Source organism: Blautia sp. MB18-30, assembly GCF_023669475.1.
In the GTDB taxonomy this organism is placed as follows: domain Bacteria; phylum Bacillota; class Clostridia; order Lachnospirales; family Lachnospiraceae; genus Blautia_A; species Blautia_A fusiformis.
In genome coordinates, this window is sequence record NZ_JAMOYY010000049.1 from 1 (window position 1) to 20,842 (window position 20,842).

At 43.1% G+C, this 20,842-nt stretch carries 18 protein-coding genes; 15 read left to right on the top strand and 3 right to left on the bottom strand.

The window, feature by feature from the left end; genetic code table 11:
• Positions 1–253: 253 nt before the first annotated feature.
• Positions 254–859: a helix-turn-helix domain-containing protein gene (locus NCY57_RS14940; RefSeq protein WP_227574254.1), complete on the top strand. Its 606-nt coding sequence runs from the start codon at positions 254–256 to the stop codon at positions 857–859.
• Positions 860–1,687: 828 nt separating this feature from the next.
• On the opposite strand, the gene NCY57_RS14945 is transcribed toward NCY57_RS14940, so the two are convergent.
• The gene (locus NCY57_RS14945) at positions 1,688–2,230 is read right to left on the bottom strand and encodes an SMI1/KNR4 family protein (RefSeq protein WP_015526348.1); all 543 of its coding nucleotides are present in this window, start codon (positions 2,228–2,230) and stop codon (positions 1,688–1,690) included.
• Between the two features lie 225 nt (positions 2,231–2,455).
• Here NCY57_RS14945 and NCY57_RS14950 point away from each other — a divergent pair, with 225 nt between their 5' ends.
• The 8 genes from NCY57_RS14950 (at position 2,456) to NCY57_RS14985 (ending at position 13,560) form a co-directional block, all read left to right on the top strand.
• On the top strand, positions 2,456–3,244 hold the full coding sequence (locus tag NCY57_RS14950; protein ID WP_021650628.1) for an electron transfer flavoprotein subunit beta/FixA family protein: 789 nt from the start codon (positions 2,456–2,458) through the stop codon (positions 3,242–3,244).
• Positions 3,245–3,257: 13 nt separating this feature from the next.
• Positions 3,258–4,448: an electron transfer flavoprotein subunit alpha gene (locus NCY57_RS14955; protein ID WP_250789799.1), complete on the top strand. Its 1,191-nt coding sequence runs from the start codon at positions 3,258–3,260 to the stop codon at positions 4,446–4,448.
• A 3-nt stretch (positions 4,449–4,451) separates the two neighbouring features.
• On the top strand, positions 4,452–5,870 hold the full coding sequence (locus NCY57_RS14960) for an FAD-binding oxidoreductase (protein WP_021976221.1): 1,419 nt from the start codon (positions 4,452–4,454) through the stop codon (positions 5,868–5,870).
• A gap of 18 nt (positions 5,871–5,888) precedes the next feature.
• On the top strand, positions 5,889–7,058 hold the full coding sequence (locus tag NCY57_RS14965; protein ID WP_059086636.1) for a YkvI family membrane protein: 1,170 nt from the start codon (positions 5,889–5,891) through the stop codon (positions 7,056–7,058).
• A 290-nt stretch (positions 7,059–7,348) separates the two neighbouring features.
• Positions 7,349–8,200 (top strand): BglG family transcription antiterminator LicT, encoded by an 852-nt coding sequence (licT, locus tag NCY57_RS14970; RefSeq protein ID WP_059086637.1) that lies wholly within the window; start codon positions 7,349–7,351, stop codon positions 8,198–8,200.
• A gap of 123 nt (positions 8,201–8,323) precedes the next feature.
• A complete protein-coding gene (locus NCY57_RS14975; RefSeq protein ID WP_227574256.1) occupies positions 8,324–10,210 on the top strand; it encodes a beta-glucoside-specific PTS transporter subunit IIABC in 1,887 nt (628 codons plus the stop codon).
• Between the two features lie 70 nt (positions 10,211–10,280).
• Positions 10,281–11,708 carry a glycoside hydrolase family 1 protein gene (locus NCY57_RS14980; RefSeq protein ID WP_059086639.1) on the top strand — a complete coding sequence of 476 codons (1,428 nt, stop codon included), beginning with the start codon at positions 10,281–10,283 and terminating at the stop codon, positions 11,706–11,708.
• A 181-nt stretch (positions 11,709–11,889) separates the two neighbouring features.
• Positions 11,890–13,560, top strand: a complete 1,671-nt coding sequence (locus NCY57_RS14985) for a sensor domain-containing diguanylate cyclase (protein WP_250789800.1) — start codon at positions 11,890–11,892, stop codon at positions 13,558–13,560.
• A gap of 170 nt (positions 13,561–13,730) precedes the next feature.
• Here the strand turns inward: NCY57_RS14985 and NCY57_RS14990 are convergent, their stop codons facing one another.
• On the bottom strand, positions 13,731–15,221 hold the full coding sequence (locus tag NCY57_RS14990; RefSeq protein ID WP_021650622.1) for an RNA-binding domain-containing protein: 1,491 nt from the start codon (positions 15,219–15,221) through the stop codon (positions 13,731–13,733).
• Between the two features lie 157 nt (positions 15,222–15,378).
• Between NCY57_RS14990 and NCY57_RS14995 the strand changes: the two genes are divergently transcribed.
• The 4 genes from NCY57_RS14995 (at position 15,379) to NCY57_RS15010 (ending at position 17,961) form a co-directional block, all read left to right on the top strand.
• Positions 15,379–15,876: an RNA polymerase sigma factor gene (locus NCY57_RS14995; protein ID WP_161209905.1), complete on the top strand. Its 498-nt coding sequence runs from the start codon at positions 15,379–15,381 to the stop codon at positions 15,874–15,876.
• On the top strand, positions 15,860–16,648 hold the full coding sequence (locus tag NCY57_RS15000) for a zf-HC2 domain-containing protein (protein ID WP_161209907.1): 789 nt from the start codon (positions 15,860–15,862) through the stop codon (positions 16,646–16,648). The genes NCY57_RS14995 and NCY57_RS15000 overlap by 17 nt, the downstream gene beginning before the upstream one ends.
• 108 nt (positions 16,649–16,756) lie before the next feature.
• The gene (locus NCY57_RS15005; protein WP_161209909.1) at positions 16,757–17,110 is read left to right on the top strand and encodes an arsenate reductase family protein; all 354 of its coding nucleotides are present in this window, start codon (positions 16,757–16,759) and stop codon (positions 17,108–17,110) included.
• Positions 17,107–17,961 carry a YitT family protein gene (locus NCY57_RS15010; RefSeq protein WP_015526335.1) on the top strand — a complete coding sequence of 285 codons (855 nt, stop codon included), beginning with the start codon at positions 17,107–17,109 and terminating at the stop codon, positions 17,959–17,961. The genes NCY57_RS15005 and NCY57_RS15010 overlap by 4 nt, the downstream gene beginning before the upstream one ends.
• 62 nt (positions 17,962–18,023) lie before the next feature.
• Here the strand turns inward: NCY57_RS15010 and NCY57_RS15015 are convergent, their stop codons facing one another.
• Positions 18,024–19,406, bottom strand: a complete 1,383-nt coding sequence (locus tag NCY57_RS15015; protein WP_015526334.1) for an NCS2 family permease — start codon at positions 19,404–19,406, stop codon at positions 18,024–18,026.
• Positions 19,407–19,619: 213 nt separating this feature from the next.
• Here NCY57_RS15015 and NCY57_RS15020 point away from each other — a divergent pair, with 213 nt between their 5' ends.
• A complete protein-coding gene (locus NCY57_RS15020; RefSeq protein ID WP_173740140.1) occupies positions 19,620–20,108 on the top strand; it encodes a DUF1648 domain-containing protein in 489 nt (162 codons plus the stop codon).
• Positions 20,109–20,253: 145 nt separating this feature from the next.
• Positions 20,254–20,526 carry a hypothetical protein gene (locus tag NCY57_RS15025; protein ID WP_059086966.1) on the top strand — a complete coding sequence of 91 codons (273 nt, stop codon included), beginning with the start codon at positions 20,254–20,256 and terminating at the stop codon, positions 20,524–20,526.
• Positions 20,527–20,842 lie beyond the last annotated feature (316 nt).

Sequence of the window (20,842 nt, forward strand, 5' to 3'; positions counted from 1 at the left end):
ATTTCCCTTGTGATTATCTCATAAGGGCAAAAATAAGGGAAACTACATATCATTTCACTAATGGACAGGCAGGAAAGCCTATAAAATGGGGAAAGTTAGAGGAATAATTATATAAATTCCAGTTTGTATAATTGAAAAAATGAAAAACGCATAGACAACTGTGTCTATTAGTGAAAATACGACATTTCTCGCTTTGTGTCGTGTTATTTGCAGATAACAGATTCTATATTTGATGATGAAAGGAGGAGTTGAGGTGGACCAAGTAAAAATCGGGAATTTTTTAAAAAAACTTCGCAAAGAAAAAGGCATTACACAGGAGCAGTTGGCAGAAATATTAAATGTCTCTGGAAGGACCGTATCCAGATGGGAAACCGGAAACAATATGCCGGATATCAGTATTCTTGTGGATATTGCAGATTATTATGATATCAGCATTCCTGAGATTATCAGTGGAGAAAGGAAAAGCGAGATGATGAACGAAGAAGAAAGAAAAATTGCTAAAACAATGTCAGATTATGCAACTACAGAGAAAGAGAAGATTTTTAAGGAAATGAAGCTCCAAAGTGTCATGGGAGTTTGTGCATTGGTTCTATACTGGATTCTGCATGAAACAGGTGCATATATGTATAATGATGTGTTAGGAAAGCTTGCCGGCTATTGTGAGACCTTGGTATCTGTGTCAGTCATAATGATAGCAGCATTTACGACAGGATCTTTAAGCAAGGTGCGGAGCAAGAGTAGGAAAGTTTTTGTGTTCGAAAATTTCCCAAAACCTATGCAATTAGTTGTAACTGCAGTTGTTGCCTTTGGTGGAGCTGCTGTGATCAAGCTGGTACTGGTGTATTTTTTCGGCTTATAAGTATTTTCAAATTCGTATTACATACTATGAAAAAGAACTTTTTGACATTCTTACAGATGCGTGATAATATGCTTATAGAAAAAAGAGTGCTACCGATAGACGGTTAGTCCGTTTTACTATTTAGAATATCTATCAAAAATAACCGCTTAGTTTGCAGACTGGGCGGTTATTTTTGTGGTTTATGATTATCCTTGCCTAATGTATATCCGATACAAAAGCAGGTTAGGCCGAAGCTCACTACTGCTATGAAGTCAACAATACTCATTGGCTTAGTTCTTCTTTCCAGTGGATTCCCTTTTGGGTTTCTATGTAATCAGAGGGTCACAGGTCTCCGTTTCACTTCGGTCGTTGCAAAACGAGTGCCAGTGGCACTCTGCAACCCTCTGTTGAAGGACTAACCGCCTACCGTTATGGTGGCACCCATATTCTGATTATAACCGCCTGAAACTGTCGGCGCAATATGAAGTTGACAGATGAGAGTAGGGCAACTGTAGAAAAGAATCTTTTCGACCAGGGATTCCGGTGCCAAAACGGTGCCAAGAAATCAGGCAAATAAAAATAGATGGTGCAAATCAGCCGTTTTTCACTGTATTTTGGATAGAAAACCATAAAAAATATGAGGTAAAACGGGATTAAAGTATCGCGAGGGTGGACGTACTGTAGGATCAGGACGTGTTGCTACAGTTATCGAGTAACCGTTAATTAGTATAACATCCTAATTTAATATATATTGAGTACCGCAAGGTACATTGTGTCCAAACGTAAGATACCCCGGAACCGTAAGGCTTCCGGGGTATTTTTACGAAAAATATTCATAAAATTTCTGTTTTATGGATTCAAGAAATACCAGAATTCATGCCCCTGGCATACGATATATCTTTCCAGCCATTCATTAAAAGGGATATTAAAACGATCAGTATCTGGAGCTGGATAGCATAGGTAATCGTCTCTGCCTTCTGATACAGCCTGAAGATCCATGGTTATATCGCCGATGTCCTGTAAGCAAAGAACAGGAAGATGATATGTAAACTCCGGATCAGATAAAATAGGCGTACTATTCCAAGATTCCTTTTCTTTGAGCGCTCTTTTTAAAGAATAAATGGTACAGCTGACTAAAGAACTGCCTTCCTCTCCGCAAAAAAGTTCCATGCCATTTGAGCAGGATAAAAAAGCTTTGTATGAGGCAGGAAGTTTCATATTGGGAAAATATTTTTCAAACAGCTGAAATTCTTCAGGTGTTACAGGAGGGTTAAATTTATGAGTTACTTTTATAGGTTCATCGCCTAAATGCCACTGATAGACCCATCCATTATTTTCCATTTCATATTTTAGATTGTTGAAAATTCTGTAGATTGCACGGATGTCTTCCATTACATATATGCTCCTTGATCGATGTGATATTGTAAAGATTCATATGTCTGCTTTATTTGATAACGGAGAGTAATTATAGCATGCTTAAAAGTTTTTTCAATGCTTTTTTGTGCAGAATTTACCAAAACCCTCTCGACTTTATACCACGTTAATGCTATACTTATACAGCTGTTTAACGTTTTAAAGCAAAAAATAAAAGTGAAAATACAGGAAAGAAGATAGAAAATGAAGATCGTTGTATGTATGAAGCAGGTACCGGCAACTTCCAAGGTTGATATCGATCCGGAAACCGGTGCCATGAAACGTATGTCCGGTGAGACAAGGACTAATCCATATGATCTGTTTGCACTGGAAACAGCCCTTGCGATCCGGGAAAAAACAGGCGGAACTGTAACCGTTCTTACTATGGGACCGCCTCAGGCGGAAGAGATGATCCGGGATGCTTATACCATGGGTGCTGATGAGGGCGTGATCCTTTCAGACCGAAAATTTGCGGGAGCGGATGTTCTGGCAACCTCTTATGCGTTAGCACAGGGAATCCAGGTGATCGGCGGTGCAGATCTGATCATCTGCGGAAGACAGACCACAGATGGTGACACAGCCCAGGTTGGACCGGCTATTGCAGAGCATCTGACCATCCCACATGCTGCATGGGTAGCTGAGATCATGGACGTCAATGAAAAAAGCATTCAGGTCCGTCAGGATCTTGTCAGTGTTTCTCAGGTTTCTGAGATCCCGTATCCATGTCTTTTAACCATTGACAAGGATACCTGCGTGCCACGTCTGCCATCCTATTTATTAAAGAAGGCAACTTCAGACCGTCCGGTACGGATCTTAAGCTTTGAAGATATGCCGGATCAGGATCTGAGCCGTTACGGACTGATCGGTTCCCCCACCTCTGTGGAAAAAATGTTTGCGCCGGAGGAAAGTGAAAAACAGGTTTATCTGGAAGGAACTGCAAAGGAAAAAGCAGACAAGCTTGTTGCTCTCCTGACCGGAAAGAAGATCATATAGGGGGAAGCGGAACATGGAATTTTTAAAATTTGATATAAACAAATGCGTACTCTGCGGAGTATGCGTGGAGAAATGTCCTTTTGGGGCCCTCACCATAGAGGGAAATGGAATTGTTGTAGGTGATGCCTGTCGTATGTGCGGGCTTTGCGTTCGTAACTGCCCGGAGAAAGCCATCCGGTTTGAGCAGAAGGCAAAATCCTTTGACAAGGATAAATGGAAAAACTTTCTTATCTATGTGGAGCAGGAGAGAGGAGAGATCCATCCGGTTACCTTTGAGCTGATCGGAGAAGCAAGAAAGATGGCTGTCAAAGTCGGTTATCAGGTTAACTGTGTGATCGTCGGAGGAAAAGGAACAAAGGAAAATGCGGAAAAGCTTCTGCCGTATGGCGCAGACAATGTATACGTATATGAGCATGAAGGCTTCGAAGGCTTCCGCGCAGACTGTTATACAGACGCAGTTGCAGACTGTATCGCAGCAAACAAACCAAGCTCTGTGCTGATCGGAGCTACTGCGCTGGGGCGTTCCCTTGCACCGAGGCTTTCCACCAGATTCCATACGGGACTGACTGCAGACTGCACAACTCTGGATATCCGTTCCAACACCGATATGATCCAGATCAGACCGGCTTTCGGCGGAAATATCATGGCTCAGATCGGCATCACCAAATCACGGCCACAGTTTGCCACGGTCCGTTATAAGGTTATGGACAAGGCAGAAAAAGTAAAAAATCCGCATGGTCAGGTGGTTGTATGTCCGGTAAATGAAAAAATGGCAGATTCCAGGATCAAGATTCTGTCATCCAGGGTCATTGATAAGGTAAAGAGCCTTGAGGAAGAGGATGTTCTGGTAGTAGCAGGCCGTGGTGTCCGGAATGAAAAAGATGTGGAAATGTGCTGGGAACTGGCAGATGCCCTTGGCGGACAGCTTGCCTTCACCCGTCCTATGGTAGAAAACGGATTCGGAGATGTTGCACATCAGATCGGACTTTCCGGAAGAACTGTCCGTCCGAAGCTGATCATCACCTGCGGCGTATCCGGTGCTATCCAGTTTACCTCCTGCATGACAGGATCTGACTGTATCGTAGCGATCAACAATGATCCGGAGGCACAGATCTTTAATGTTGCCGATTACTGCATCGTGGACGATCTGTATCAGGTTGTACCGGAGCTGACAGAACTGATAAAGAATCGGAAGGAGGATTAAGTCATGGCATATCCCTATAAAAAAATGACTTCAGAAGATTTTGACTACATCCGTTCTGTGACTGCTTCAGATCGTGTATGGGTCGGCGACGAGATCGCAAAAGAATATTATCGTGATGAGATGCCGGAGTACGGAGTTTTTCCTCCGGAGCTTTATGTGGAGGTTTTAAATAAAGAAGAGATCTCAGCCATCATGGCTTACGCATATAAAGAAAATATCCCGGTGGTATGCCGTGGCGCAGGAACCGGACTTGCAGGCGGAGCAACCTGTAAATATGGTGGAATCATGCTTTCTGTGATGCGCATGAACAAGATTTTTCCGATCGACAGAAAGAACCAGACCATCACAGCGGAGCCGGGAGCACTTCTCATTGATATCCAGGCGGCAGCAGCGGCAGGCGGACTTTTTTATCCGCCGGATCCGGGCGAAAAAACAGCTTCCATCGGCGGTAATGTTATCACAAATGCCGGTGGTATGAAGGCGGTACGATATGGACTGACCAGGGATTTCGTCCGTTGTATCGAGGCAGTTATGCCGGATGGTTCCATCATGAATTTTTCATCCAACGTTGTGAAGAACACAACGGGATATGATGTAAAAGATCTGGTGATCGGCTCAGAGGGAACCTTATGTATCCTGACTCAGGTAACGCTGAAGCTTCTTCCCGCACCGACCTGCACCTGTACCCTTGTAATGCCGTTCAGGAGTCTTGAGGAATGTGCAGACATGGTCCCGAAGGTTCTGGAGCTGCCGTTTGTGCCAACAGCCATCGAGTTTCTGGAAAGAGAACTGATCGATATCGTAGAACGTAATCTAAACAAAATGTTCCCGGTAAAACAGGGAGAAGCAGTGCTGATCGTTATGTATGATGCTTCCAGTAAGCAGGAACTTGACAGCGCAGTAGAGGCAGCAGCGGAAGCAGCTCTGGCAAACGGAGCTCTGGACTGCTGTATCGCAGGAACGCCGGAGCGTGCAGGTGCTGTATGGAGTGTCCGAGGCGGAATCCTGGAAGGAATGAAAGCAGATTCTGTCGCACAGGAAGAGTGTGACGTAGTTGTTCCACGAGCAAGGATCGCAGAGTATGTAAAAGCAGCCAAAAAGATTGCAAGCGCACACGGAATCCGTGTAGAGCCTTGCGGACACTGCGGAGACGGTAACATCCATACAGAGATGCTCCGTGGACCGGAAATGAGCGACCAGGAGTGGAAAGAAGCCACCCACGCAAGCCTGGTAGAGTTGTATGCACTGTCCAAAGAACTGGGCGGCCAGCTTTCCGGTGAGCATGGTATCGGAAACGGACGTCTGGAATTCCTGGAAGAGTTTGCTGGCCCGAGAATGATCGCTCTTTATAAAGCCATCAAGCTGGCTTTCGATGACAAACTGATCCTGAATCCGGGAAAAGTCATCGAATATAATAAATAAAAAATGGGGGAAAGAGAGATGAGTCAGAATAAATCATTACAAAGTAAAATGCCTCTGGCTATGGGACTTGCGTTCGTCGCATTTACCACACAGTTCGGAGGTGGATTCGCATCAGGAGCGCAGATCTATCAGTACTTTATCAACTACGGTATCTGGTGTCTGATCCTGCCGGCAGTGACACAGGGATTGTATGCACTGTTTTTCTGGTATGGAATGCGCTATGCTTATAAACACAAAACCTACGATTACAGAAGCTTTTCCGACAGTCTTTACGGAAAAACGAAACCGGTTATGTCCAATCTCTATGAGATCTGTTACCTGATCATGATCGGAACTGCATCAGCAGCAGCCTTTGCAACCGGCGGTTCCACACTGCAGACACTGTTCGGGATCCCGTACTGGCTCTGTACACTGATCATTGCAGCATTTATCTTTGTGATCGCGCTTTTCGGAACCAATGTCGTAAGAAAATGTGCTTCTACATTAAGTGTGCTGATCATCATCGGTCTTGTACTGGTACTTGTTCCGAATATCATTGCACAGTGGGGAGATATCACAGCTTCCATCCATACTATGTCCTCCGGAGAAATGACTGTACTTTCCTCCGAGAGCGGAGCCTTTGGACCGGCCCTCTATTCAGCAGTCCTTTATTTCTTCTTCCAGCTGGCATCTGTTTCTGTTATGTACCAGCACATGGAGGATGTAACGGACGAAAAACAGATCAACAAAGCAGCGATCTGGATGTTTGTATGCAACTTCTGTGCAATGGAGCTTTCCATCCTCGGACTTCTTGCCATTGCATATGTAAGTGAACTGGCATCTGCCTCGGTACCGATGCTGGTACTGGTCCAGAACGGTGTAGGCGCCGGTATCCTGACACCAATCATTTCTCTGCTGATCATCCTTGGAGCTATTTCCACAGCAGTAAATATGATCTCCGGTATTGTGACCCGCTGCGTAAATGCAGTGGAGCGTCGTATGGACAGCCCGGCGAAAAAAGCGCAGGGACACCTTGGAAGAAATGCAGTTTTCACAGCGATTTTTACATTCCTGGCATTTGCCATCGCACAGTTCGGTCTGATGACAGTTGTTAAAAAGGGATATGCATACCTTGGATATGCGGCGTTTATTACATTGTTTGTACCGTTTGTTGTACATGTCGTTGCGACAAAGGGAAAAGAGATCTGAAGAATAAAAAGCTGAACAGAAAATCCCCCGTTGATCCGTATGGCAGGATCATCAGGGGATTTTGTCAAAGTTCACAAAAATATTATAAATATTTTATTAAATATTCCAGATAGACAACATATATTTTTTCTGATACTATTACGTACAGTTATTAAATAGTTACGAATCAGAAGGATTGTTACTGAAATATTTATTTATCGTCAGGCAAGACCTTATAGTAGTATAGGAATAGGTTTTCTATATACTGTAATGGTCTTTTTTTATTTGTCTGGCAGCGGGGGAACAGGAATATGGTTATCCATAAGATTTTGAATAATAATCTGATACTGTCCAGGGATGGACAGGGACATGAAGTTATTGTAAAGGGCTGCGGAATTGCCTTTCAGAAAAAGAAAGGACAGCAAGTGGAGGAGTCCAGGATCGAGAAGATCTTTACTGCGGAAAATGCCCAGATCAGCAAGGAGATACAGGGTTATCTGACTGCTATTCCGGAAAAATATCTGGATTTTGTGGAAGCTTTTGTAAATGAAGTGAAGGAAAAAGAGGGGATGAAATTAAATGACAGTATTTATTTTTCCCTTAGCGACCATATCATGGGTGCGATCTCCAGACTTGAAAACGGAATCCGCCTTCAGAATATGCTGCTTCTGGATATCAAGCAGCTTTATCATAAGGAATATGAGATCGGCTTGGAATTACTGAAAAAGGTAAATGAGATGTTCGAGGTAGATCTTTCTGCAGATGAAGCAGGATTTTTTGCATTGCATTTTGTGAATGCGGAAGATGGCGGCAAGACGGACAGCTATCAGATTTCCATTATCGTACATCAGATCCTGGACATCGTGGAGAAGTATTATGACAATATGGAATTTCAGGAGGATAATCTGTATTATCAGCGGTTTCTCACGCATCTGAAATATTTTGCCCAGAGATTCCTTCATAAAGAGCTTCACTATGATGAGAATCAGGAGCTTTTCAAGATCATCAAGGAGCAGTACAGAGAAGCTTACGGCTGTGTAAAAATGATCTATCTTATGATGGAAGAGGAATATAAATACGCTATGACTGAGGACGAAATGCTGTATCTGACGATTCATATCCAGAAGATCACAGAAGACCATAAACGTCTGAAAAATCTGTGAAAAGAGATTGTTTTATAAATTAGGTGTTAATGGATTGTTACTGAAATACGTGCCATGTGCGTATCTTTTCAGGCAAGACCTTTAATATAAATTTCAATATTTATTATTAAAGGAGGTCCCCAAATGAAAAAGGACTATGCAAAAACTGCAGACACACTGATTGCAGCGCTGGGCGGAAAAGATAATATCACCCGTCTGTTCCACTGCATGACAAGGCTTCGTTTCTATGTGAAAGACAGATCGAAGATCAACGAGAAAGAGATCTTAAAGCTTTCTGAGATCTCCGGCGTTAACTGGCATGAAGATCAGTTCCAGGTTATCGCAGGAAACGAAGTAAACGCTGTTTACAAGGCATTGGAAGACAAAGGCGTTCCTACCGATGATGCACCGGCAGCGAACTCTGACAGCTCAAAGAGTGTTGTTTCAAAAGTTATCGATGCCATCACCGGATGTATGACCCCGATGATCCCTGCCCTGACTGCAGCCGGTATGATCAAAGTTGTACTTACCCTGCTGACAACTTTTCATCTGGTATCAGAAACAAGCAGTACCTACCAGGTGATCAGTTTTATCGGAGATGTTACTTTCTACTTCATGCCGTTCCTGATCGCAGCAAATGCTGCCAAGGTTTTCCGCGTGAACCAGTCACTGGCGCTGTTTATTGCCGGTGTTTACTTAAGCCCTACCTTTGTAACTATGGTAGCTGGTGATGCGGCCATCACACTGTTTGGTCTGCCGATCACAAAAGCAACTTATTCTTATTCCGTTATTCCGGTTATCCTGATGGTATGGATCACACATTATATTGAGATTCTGGTTGATAAGATCACACCGAAAATGGTAAAACTGATCCTGAACCCGACACTGGTAATTCTGATCAGTGCACCGATCGCCCTGATCGTAGTTGGACCGCTCGGAACAATTATTGGTAACGGACTTGCGGTAGCTATCAACTTCCTGTCCGTAAAACTTGGTTTCATTATTGTAGGTATCCTTGCAGCAACCTTCCCGTTCATCGTTATGACCGGTATGCACCATGCGCTGACACCGATCGGACTGAATGCCATTGCAACCGGTGGTACCGATACACTGATCTTTGTATCTCAGGTATGCTCTAACCTTGCACAGTCCGGAGCTTCTCTTGCAGTAGCTGTAAGATCCAAGGACAGCAACATGAAACAGCTGGCAAGTGCAGCCGGTGTTTCCGCTCTTATGGGTATCACAGAGCCTGCTCTGTATGGTGTTACACTGAAACTGAAAAGACCGGTTGTAGCAGCTTCCATCGCAGCCGGAATCGGTGGTATCGTAGGAGGACTTCTTCAGGTTTCTCTTTACATTGCACAGAATTGTATCATGGCGATCCCGGCGTTTATCGGCGAGAAGGGATTAATCAATCTGATTTATGGAATCATTATGATCGTGGTATCTTTTGTAGCTGCTTTTGTTCTTACGCTTATCTTCGGATTTGAGGATGTAAAGGCTGAGACAGAGGATGAAGTACAGAACACAGATACAGAAAAACAGCCGGCACAGCAGAACGCTCCGCTTGTAGATAAGATCGAGCTTTGTGCACCGGTAGCAGGAACTGTAAAAGCACTTTCCGATGTTCCGGATAAAACTTTTGCGGATAAGGTTTTAGGTGACGGAGCAGCAATCGTTCCATCAGAAGGAAAGGTTTATGCACCGGCAGATGGTACGGTGGCAAATATCATGGACAGCAAACATGGAATCATGTTTGTGACAGAAAGTGGAGCAGAAATTCTGATCCACATCGGACTTGATACTGTAAATTTAAATGGTAAATATTTTAAATCCCATGTTTCTGATGGAGATAAGGTAAAAAAAGGAAAGCTTCTTGTGGAATTCGATATGGATGCCATTAAGAAAGAAGGATATGATCTGATCACACCGGTTGTTGTGACCAATATTTCTGATTATATCAAAGCAGTATGCATGGAAAAAGAAGATGCAGCTGTAAATGCAGGAGATAAATTCCTGACTATTGTATAAGAATAATAACGAAACATCAGGCGGAGATAACAGATCCGCCTGATGTTTGTAAAAAGGAGAAAATTAAAATATGAAAAATTATAACCGTATGCCGGAAAACTTTCTCTGGGGCGGAGCAACCGCTGCGAACCAGTATGAAGGCGGTTGGGATGAGGATGGCAGAGGCCCGTCCATTGCAGATATCCTGACAGGAGGAAGTGTGGATAAGGAACGTCGTCTTACACCGCCGGCACCGTTACCGGAAGAATTTTATCCCAATCACCAGGCGACTGATTTTTATCATCACTGGAAAGAGGATATTGCTCTTTTTGCAGAGATGGGATTTAAGGTATATCGTTTTTCTATTTCTTGGTCCAGAGTGTTCCCAAATGGGGATGAGGAAACTCCAAATGAGGAAGGCCTTAAGTTCTACGACAATGTGATCGACGAACTGAGAAAATATAACATTGAGCCGCTGATAACGATCTCTCATTATGAGAATCCCCTTCATCTTTCTCTGGAGTATGGCGGATGGAAAAATCGTAAGATGATCGATTTCTATCTTCGATTTGCAAAGGTTTTATTTGAGAGATATAAAGGTAAGGTAAAATACTGGCTGACTTTTAATGAGATCAATATGCTGACGCAGGACTTTGGTGCGGTATTCTGTGCAGGAATGCTGGACCCGAAGGATGTATGTGAGCAGAGCCGTTATCAGGCAATGCATCACCAGCTGGTAGCAAGTGCACTTGCAGTTTCTATGGCTCATGAGATCGATCCGGAGTTTATGCTTGGCTGTATGCTTGCTTATCACAATGGTTATCCATATACCTGCCATCCGGATGATATCTTATATGCACAGCAGTTTGGGCAGATCCACAATTCCATTGCCGGTGATGTTCATGTAAGAGGATATTATCCGGGATTTGCAGCGAGATACTTTGAGGAGCACGGAATCCAGCTGGAGGTTCTTCAGGAGGATAAAGAGATCCTCAAGAAGGGTACGGTGGACTTTTTCACTATCAGCTATTATTCCAGTAGCTGTGTCAGCGTGACAAAGGACGGAGAGAAAACGGCCGGAAATGGAAGTGACAATCTGAAAAATCCATATCTGAAAGCTTCCGACTGGGGCTGGCAGATCGATGCAACTGGTCTTCGCTATGTTCTGAACCAGATCTATGACCGCTATCAGATTCCGATCATGATCGTGGAAAATGGTCTTGGGGCGGTGGATCAGCTGACAGAGGATGGAAAGATTCACGATGATTACCGTATTGAATATATGCGCCGCCATATAGAGCAGATGAAGGAAGCAATCCATGACGGAGTAGATCTGATCGGCTACACCTGCTGGGGCTGTACAGATCTTGTCAGTGCCTCCACTGGAGAATTCAAGAAGCGTTATGGTCTTATCTATGTAAATAAAAATGATGACGGGACCGGAGACTTTTCCAGAATCCGCAAAGATTCTTTTTACTGGTACAAAAAAGTGATTGAATCCTGCGGGGAAGAGCTTTAACTGAATCAACTGCGAAGCAGTTATCTGGTGTAGAATTATGTAGCGAATGCGGTTGCTTTTATCCGGTTGACGACAAAATCCTGGAGTATGACAATGTACTCCGGGATTTTTTTGAAAGGTTGACTTTTACACGGTAAAGTGTAATACTTATTGTAAGTGACGAATGTGAGGAGTGTTTTTTATGCCGGATGAAAAAGTACTGCAGGTAGCGATACTTATATGGGGATGTGTATTTTGTGCCATAGCTGCATTATGTATATTTCTGAGCAGTAATTATGACAGGGAAAAGCGTCGGTATCTTATCCTGATGGAGAGTTTTGCTTCCATGTTATTGCTGATGGATGCCATGGCGTATATTTTCAGGGGATATCCCGGAGTTCCGGGCAGTGTGATGGTCCGTATTTCGAGTTTTCTCGTATTCCTTTTAAGTGACGTAGTCCTGCTGTGTTTTCACATTTATGTGTGTGTTTATCTGTTTTCGAAGAAAGAGCGGAGAACATTAAAAAGAGTAAAAGCTGGATATATTATTGCTGCCGCAGGGGCTGTTTTTGTGGTGATCTCGCAGTTTACTCACTGGTATTATTACATAGATGTGGATAATTATTACCATCGGGCACCGTTATATATTATGTCAATTCTTCTTCCGGCAGCAGGTATGTTCATTGATCTTACACTTTTGCTCCAGTACAAAAAGAGAGTCAGCAGGAAGCTCCTGTTCTCTATGCTGTCATGCATTGTACTTCCGGCAGTGGCGGCAGCTGTGCAGGCATTCTGGTATGGAATGTCGCTGATCGAGTTTTCTGTTGGTATTTCCATGATCATTATGTTTATCGTGACGATGACGGAGCTGAATCAGGAAATGTATCAGCTGATAAGCAGAGAGGGCAAGATAAAGGAAAGACTTGAGATCGCAACGATACTGAATAAATGCATTGCTGAGCTGATATCAGGAGAAGATGAAGATGCGGCGATCTCCAATCTGCTGCGTATTATCAGCGGGTATTTTGACGGAGATCGCAGTTATATTGTTCAGATCGATGAAAAGAGGAATGTCTGTACAAATACCTATGAGTATGCCATGAACGGAGTGACTGCTGAGAAGGATAATCTTCAGGAGGTTCCCATGGAAATGCTGGATATCTGGATGGACAGCTTTCGGAAAAATGGCCTGTATTATATTCCGGATATTGAGGAGGAGCAGGGGCAGCCGTATTATGAGACTCTGAAGATGCAGGACATCACCAGGCTGCTGGCCGTTCCTTTAAACAGTGACGGAAAGATCATAGGATTTCTCGGGGTAGATAATCCAAGACTGCACTATGAGGATCATACGCTGCTGTCATCCATACAGTACTTTTTAACGGACAGCCTGAAAGCCAAGGAGCGTAAGGCGTGTCTGCAGTACATGAGCTACCGTGATATGCTGACGACCTTGTATAACAGGAACAGGTATATTCAGGTTTTGGAAGGCATGCAGGCAAAAACAGTGATAAAAACAGGAGTAGCATATATTGATATCAATGGTCTGAAACGGGTGAATGATCTTTACGGACATGAGGCCGGAGACAGGCTGATCATAAATACAGCGCGTTCCATGCTTGCGATTCTACCGGAAAATGCTTACCGGGTAGGTGGCGATGAATTTGTACTCATCTGTTTTGATATGGATGAGAAGATTTTTCGGAGTAAGGTTCGGGATATCTGTGACAGCATTACTGCTAAAAGGATCAGTGTTTCTGTTGGTGTTGTCTGGGAGGAAAGCTCTTCGGAGCTTGAGACAATGCTGAGAAGAGCAGATGATCTTATGTATGCGGAAAAAAAGAAATATTATGAAAAGCATGGAACGATGTGAAGGTATGCAGCAGAGAGCAGAGTGTACGAGGAATGTCCGAGATACTGCAGCTGATTGATCGTCAGATGTAAGGTTACCGGCCGTCGGAAATTACGCATTGGTTTTGAATAAAAAAATAAAGCTCCCTGTTTTGCGATTGTGAAACAAGGGGCTTTATTTATAAGAAACGTTTATTTCAAAAAATATTTTCTATTATTATTAGGACCATCATGTGATACGTCAGGCATTTCGTTTAATATAGCTCTGGTTCGTGGAGAGCTTAATTTTATATAAGAAGCGATATCGCTTGTTTTTGAAGGCCCGTTTTTGGACAGATATTTTTTTATTTTATTCATATGTTGAAAGGTTTTATTGCTTGTTTTATTGCTTGTTTTATCGCTTGTTTTTATCGCTTGTTTTTTACTGCTTGTTTTTGTACGTCGCTTTTTCTTAATAGTAAGAACTAAGATAGTGCGGTCTGGATCAAATTCTTCTTCAATGATTGGCTCAGGCCACCCCTGATCTGCCCAAGTATTAAAAATATTTGGAACACCACTTCCGGCACGTTCACCTATATTGATGAGATTAAACATTTTCATCAATATTTTATTTCGAGGGTCTGATATTCCACCTTTACGCATCTGTTGTTTACCAGTTCGGGAATAACCAGGGTTTTCAAATATTATTTTTTCAGTATTTTTTCTGATAACAATACCACGTACGCCATAAAAATCAGCGTTTATTAAACAATTGGCTAATGCTTCTCTGAGGGCTTCGTGAATAGGTGTATCATCGATACGATTTCCATCAACAGTCTTAAAAGGGATTTTTATATCCGTGATAAGTTTGTTATAAACTCTGAAATAAAAATCACAGATATTACCAGACCATTCTCCAGAACTGGATTGTAAGCGGTCTGTCCAGCGTATTGAAGGATCAAGTATTTCCTGATAATCGAGAAAATACTCAGGAAAATGACGAACAATATTATATTCATCTCCAAACATAAGCATTCCGGCAGCTGTTGGATGTAATTGCTTATCGATATTTGAAATAGCGGCAGCTCCTATGCTGCGAAGATACTCAAAATCATCCAGGCGGCCAAAAGGATGTGCTGGTTTCAATGATCTGTGACGGTTTCTGTATCCCTGTATGGTTTCATAGTTCAGATCAGTCATAGGAACGTCATCAAGAACACTCATATCCATAGTATTATCAGTTTGATCTCGAATCATTGTTTTAACCTGGAGTTTGGTACAGTGATAATCTCCTTCGTGATTTCTGCGAAAAGTTCCATTAAAAATATCATCATTAATATAAACCGGTTTTTGTTCACGGCGAGCCATTGGAACATAAATTACAATGATCATATCATCATTGAGTTTAAAGGTTTCTACATCAGTGTCGGTGAGAAGATTTATATTTACCTTTTTTCGATTGTTTATAGTATCCCAGAATTCTTTTAATAATTTGCCTTGATTTTCTGCTTTTAATCCTGTAGTTCTCCAGCTTCCGTCTTTATTTTCAGCAACTCCCAGGATGATTACTCCGCCATAGCAGTTGGCAAATGCAGAGTAGGTATCCCATAAAGAAGATGGTAATCCACCATTGGATTTCTTTACTTCGCGGCGATTATCTTCTTTGTACAAGTCGAATTTAGTAATATCAAAGATATTGGACATTGTAATCACCTCATGAAAAATATATTATTATTTTTATATAATTGGATTAATCGTATCAAAGTAAAAAAGAAAAATCAATTAAAAGACTAGAAATTTTCTGTAACGTTTTTGAGATCAGTGCGTCTTATAAGTGAGAAGGGAGGAAAAGAAAGAACCGATGAATATTGAGGAACTTTACCGGACATATTTTGACATTGTATATCGGTATATCCGTTCTGTCTCACGGGATGGAGCGCTGGCTGAGGAAGTGACCCAGGAGACATTTTTTAAGGCGCTGAAAAAAGCAGATCAGTTCCGTGATGACTGCGATGTGCGGGTGTGGCTTTGCCAGATTGCAAAGAATACGTTGTACGACCATCTGAAAAAGCAGAAAAATCAACTTCCCGGAGAGGAGCAGCCGGAAACAGCAGAAAGCCATGGCGGAGAAATTTTTGAGGAAAAGCTGGCACGGCGGAGTCAGGCTATGGAGATCCACAAAGTTTTGCATGGCCTTTCGGAACCGTATAAAGAAGTTTTTTCCCTGCGGACATTCGGAGAGCTTAAGTTTAGTGAGATCGGAATACTTTTTGGAAAAAGTGAAAACTGGGCGCGGGTGACTTATTACCGTGCAAGAGTAAAGATCAGAGAGGAGCTGGAATATGAAGATTACATGTGACGTAATACAGGATTTGATGCCATCTTATATAGATGGGATATTAAGCGAAGACAGTCGGGCGCTGGTGGAAGAACATATGGGAACCTGTCAGGAATGCAGAAAAATGTTGGAGATCATGAAAGAAGAGCAGGGAAAAGAGCAGGCCCGGATAAGATCATCTGTAGCTTCTGTAGCAGGATGTGGAACTGGTGGGACGGAAAATACTGAAAGTAATGCAAATACCGGAAGCGCAGCCGCGCTGAAAAAAATCCGGAAAAAATTAATAATACGCAGAGTGCTGACAGCAGCAGTGGCAGTTATCCTGACACTCATCGCTGCGGCAGCAGGCTACGACCACTGGTATTTCAACGAAAAATACATGACCCTGGAAAACAGCGGAATGTACGTAAAAAATAACAGTTTGTATTCTTCCAATAATCTCATCAACCGAATGAAAGTACAGTACACAGAAGATGGAAAAACAGAGTTCGTCTACGCCATTGACGCGCCATATGCAGGAACTCTGGAACTGAAAGGCGATGACATGCTGCTTCAGGATTTTTCCAAAAAGACAGAGGAAGTATCACCGGAAGATGACAGCATCCCGGAAACGGTGAAGGAAGTTTATTACATGAGTGAGGTGGCCAGAAAGAAGAGCCTGGAATTAACAGAGCTGGAAGCAAAGGGAGATCTGGATGCAGCGGAGAAAATTGTGGATGAGATGAAACAGGAATCGAAGCGGATATGGTCGGAACAAGAGGATAGAAATACCGCATCGTCTATGTTAAAATAAAACCTGGACAGTACAGTAAAAGAGTTCTATAAAAATTCTGTGCTGTAGGCAAAAAAACAGACAGCAGTGAATTTACGTATTTACTGCCGAAGAACAGGGGGACATAAGATGTTATTTGTATGCTATCAAAAATGCAGTACTTGTAAAAAGGCTCAGAAATGGCTGGATGAGAGCAATGTGGAATATACGTTGCGTGATATTAAGACGGACAATCCAACTGCAGAGGAACTGAAAGCCTGGTGGGAAAAAAGCGGTCTTCCGCTGAAGCGTTTCTTCAATACCAGTGGAAATATTTATAAAGAGATGAAACTGAAAGATAAACTTCCGGAGATGAGTGAGGAAGAGCAGCTTGCGCTTCTTGCAACAGACGGGATGCTTGTGAAACGACCAATCCTTGTTGGGAAAGACAAGGTGCTGGTGGGCGCTAAAGAAAAAGAATGGGAAGAGTATCTGAAATCATGAAAAAGAAACTGAATTATGCGGATATCGTTAAGGAAACCGTGATCCTCACCGTGGCAGTGGCGATCATTGCAGCGGCGGTATATTTTTTCCTAGTGCCAAGCCATACGTCGGTCAGCAGTATTTCCGGTCTTGGAATCGTGCTTTCCAACTTTGTGCCGCTGCAGCTGTCGGCGATTACCATGATCCTGAATGTGGTATTGCTGATCATTGGATTTTTTACCTGTGGAAGAGAGTTTGGAGTTAAGACGGTTTATACCAGTGTAATGCTGCCGTTGTTTCTGGGATTGTTTGAGATCATTTTTCCAAATTTCGGTTCCATGACAGACAGCCAGGAACTGGATGTTCTGTGTTATATTCTGGTAGTGAGTGTGGGACTTAGCATTCTTTTTAACAGGAATGCATCCTCAGGCGGACTGGATATCGTGGCGAAGATCATGAATAAGTATCTCCACATGGAACTTGGAAAAGCCATGTCTCTTTCCGGTATGTGCGTGGCACTTTCCGCGGCGCTTGTGTATGATAAAAAGACGGTGGTCTTAAGTATTCTGGGAACGTATTTTAACGGAATCGTTCTGGATCATTTTATTTTTGACAATAATATCAAGCGGCGTGTCTGCATCATCACGAAAAAGGAAGAGGAGCTGAGGCAGTTTATCATTCATGACCTGCACAGCGGAGCCACGATCTATGAGGCCATCGGAGCCTATAACATGGAAAAACGCCGTGAGATCATCACCATCGTAGATAAAGGTGAATATCAGAAGCTGATGAAGTTTATAAACCAGGAGGACCCGAAAGCGTTTATTACGGTTTATAATGTATCGAATATGCGGTATCAGCCGAAGAAATAAGAATATTTTGCTGGAATAAAAAAACTCCCGGGACAAAAGGCCCGGGAATTTTTTACCATATTTTACAGGAAAATATATTTCAGGATAAACAGCACTGCCAGTACATACATCAGAGCGCTGATCTTCTTTTCTTTTGCCTTACCTGTGATCAGGTTGATTGCTACGTATGTGATAATTCCCATGGAGATACCTTCGGAAATGCTGTAGAAGAACGGCATTGCGATGATACATACATAACATGGGATTGCCTCGGACATATCGCTGAAATCAATGCTGATAACATTGCTGAGCATGTACAGACCGACGATCACCAGAGCCGGAGCTGTGGCAAAGGACGGGATTGCCAGGAAGATCGGAGACAGGAACAGGGACAGGCCAAATAAGATGGCAGTTGTCACTGCGGTAAGTCCGGTTCTTCCGCCTTCGGATACACCGGAAGCACTTTCTACGAAGGTAGTGGTTGTGGATGTACCAAGAACTGCACCGGCAGTTGTTGCAACTGCATCTGCAAGAAGTGCGCCCTTGATGTTAGGAAGCTTGCCATTTTCATCCAGCATGCCTGCTTTAGAAGAGACACCAACGAGAGTTCCAAGAGTATCAAAAAGATCTACAAATAAAAATGCAAACAGGATAACAAGGAAATCCAGTGAGAAAACTCCGTCAAACTGCAGCTTCGCAAAGATCGGAGCAAGGCTCGGGATAGAGAGTCCGTTGCTGAAATCCGGGAGCAGGCTGTAGAAGCCGATCTCCGGGTTCGGAACATAAAGTCCGGCGAACTGACAGATGATTCCAAGTCCCCATGTGATCAGGATACCCCAGAGGATGTTTCCCTTTACATTTTTAACAACCAGGATTCCGGTTACGATGATACCGATCAGAGCCAGGATAACGGTGATCCCAACGTTGTTGAAGGAAGCCTCTACACCCTTGGCTGCGTTGTAGCCATCTACAGAGAAAAGCTGCAGCAGAGTGGAGCCGCCGATCACGATATTGGCATTCTGTAATCCTACAAATGCGATGAAAAGACCGATACCAACACTGACTGCGGATTTCAGGTTTAGAGGGATCGCATTGAAGATCGCTTCACGTACATTGGTAAGTGAAAGAACGATAAATACGATACCTTCTGCAAAAACTGCAGTCAGTGCATACTGCCAGCTGTATCCCATACCGATAACAACTGTATAGGCAAAGTATGCGTTCAGACCCATTCCTGGTGCCAGTGCAAACGGGTAGTTGGCGAAGATTGCCATCAGCAGCGTTCCCAGGAAGGCTGCCAGTGCGGTAGCTGTGAATACAGCTCCGGAATCCATGCCGGTTGCGGACAGGATGTTCGGGTTAACTGCCAGGATATAGGCCATTGTCATGAAGGTGGTGATACCTGCCAGAACCTCTGTTTTGGCGTCCGTTTTATTTGCGGACAGCTTGAAGATTTTTTCTAACATATTTCTTTCCCTTTCTTAAATATGTTTTTGGACAACATGTCTATTTTATCATATAAAAATTTCGTATGCAATCGTTAGTGCTTAACAGATATTGTTATGTAAGGTAATTTTTTGCAAAATACTTTTACAAGCAGGTAATTTGTGTGTAAAATACAGAAAAGAGAGTATTCGATTTACAGACGGGTTTATTTTGCAATGAAAGGGGGATGGATAATGTCTGAGAAAAAACTGCGGAATATTACAGATGTGCTCTGCTTTTTGATGATCCTTGGGTACGTGATGTATCTTGTGGCCACCTGGGGAAATCTGCCGGAGAGGGTGCCGATCCATTTTAATGCGCATGGGATCCCGGACCGGTATGGAAAGAAGGGCAGCCTTCTTCTGGAGCCGATTTTGGGGCTGCTGATCCTGGCACTTCTGATGTTCTGTCAGAGATTTCCACAGTGGTGGAACTATCCAGTTGAGGTGACAGAGGAAAACAGAGAGCATATCTTTGAGATTGCGTCAAAAATGATGTCTGTGATCAAGCTGTTATCCATTGGAGTATGTCTTTATGCCGGGATCAGCGGGAATCTGGGAACGGCACCTATGTGGCCGGTGTGGATACTGATCACAGGGATTTTCGTGACATTGATCCTGGGGATCCGGGGGATATATAAGGCTGGTAAAGAAACTGGCATGGATGAGGATGATAAATCGTGAAGCGGTTGCGTTTGTGATCATGCAGAAGAGTGGAAGGGAAATGTTCGATTTATTGTACTGAATATGGATGGAACCAGCGAAAGCGGATCGCGAATATCCGCTTGGCGAAATTATAATAAAAACAGGAAAGGAATCTCAGGAGCATATGGCAGATACAAGAACAGATGAGCTTTACAGAGCGCTTCAGGATAAGGGCTATCCCGATGAGCTGTGCCGGGAAATCGCCTATAAACATATGAATACCGATTACACAGCTACACGGATGCTGGGGTATTTATACAGGGTGACAAGTCCCAGAGTGGAGGATGTGATCGATGAGATGCTGGCGATCTTAAGTGACAGGGAAGCCATCGTCCGGAAGAAAGAGCTGGAGCACGCCCAGGCTACGATCAACAGCGTGTATCGGGAGGGTTTGTAACGGAAATCCCGGAGCTTTGCCAGTGCTGGCGGATCAGAAGCTTCATCCTTTAAGGAAAATCAGGAGATCATGGCTCTGGAGCATCATCTCCTTCCGCAGAAATTCATCATTGATAACTACATCAATATGAACGCACACTTTAATTTTATCCGTTTCTTTTAAACAGTATTGTTATTACGGTAGTGATTACTCTGATCGTAATTTATGCAAGTAATTGAAGATGGACAAAATAGTAATTGTATTAACTGATAAACCATAGTATAATACAAATATGAACACAACATATAAATCAAACAACAATGTCGTCTATTCCTGT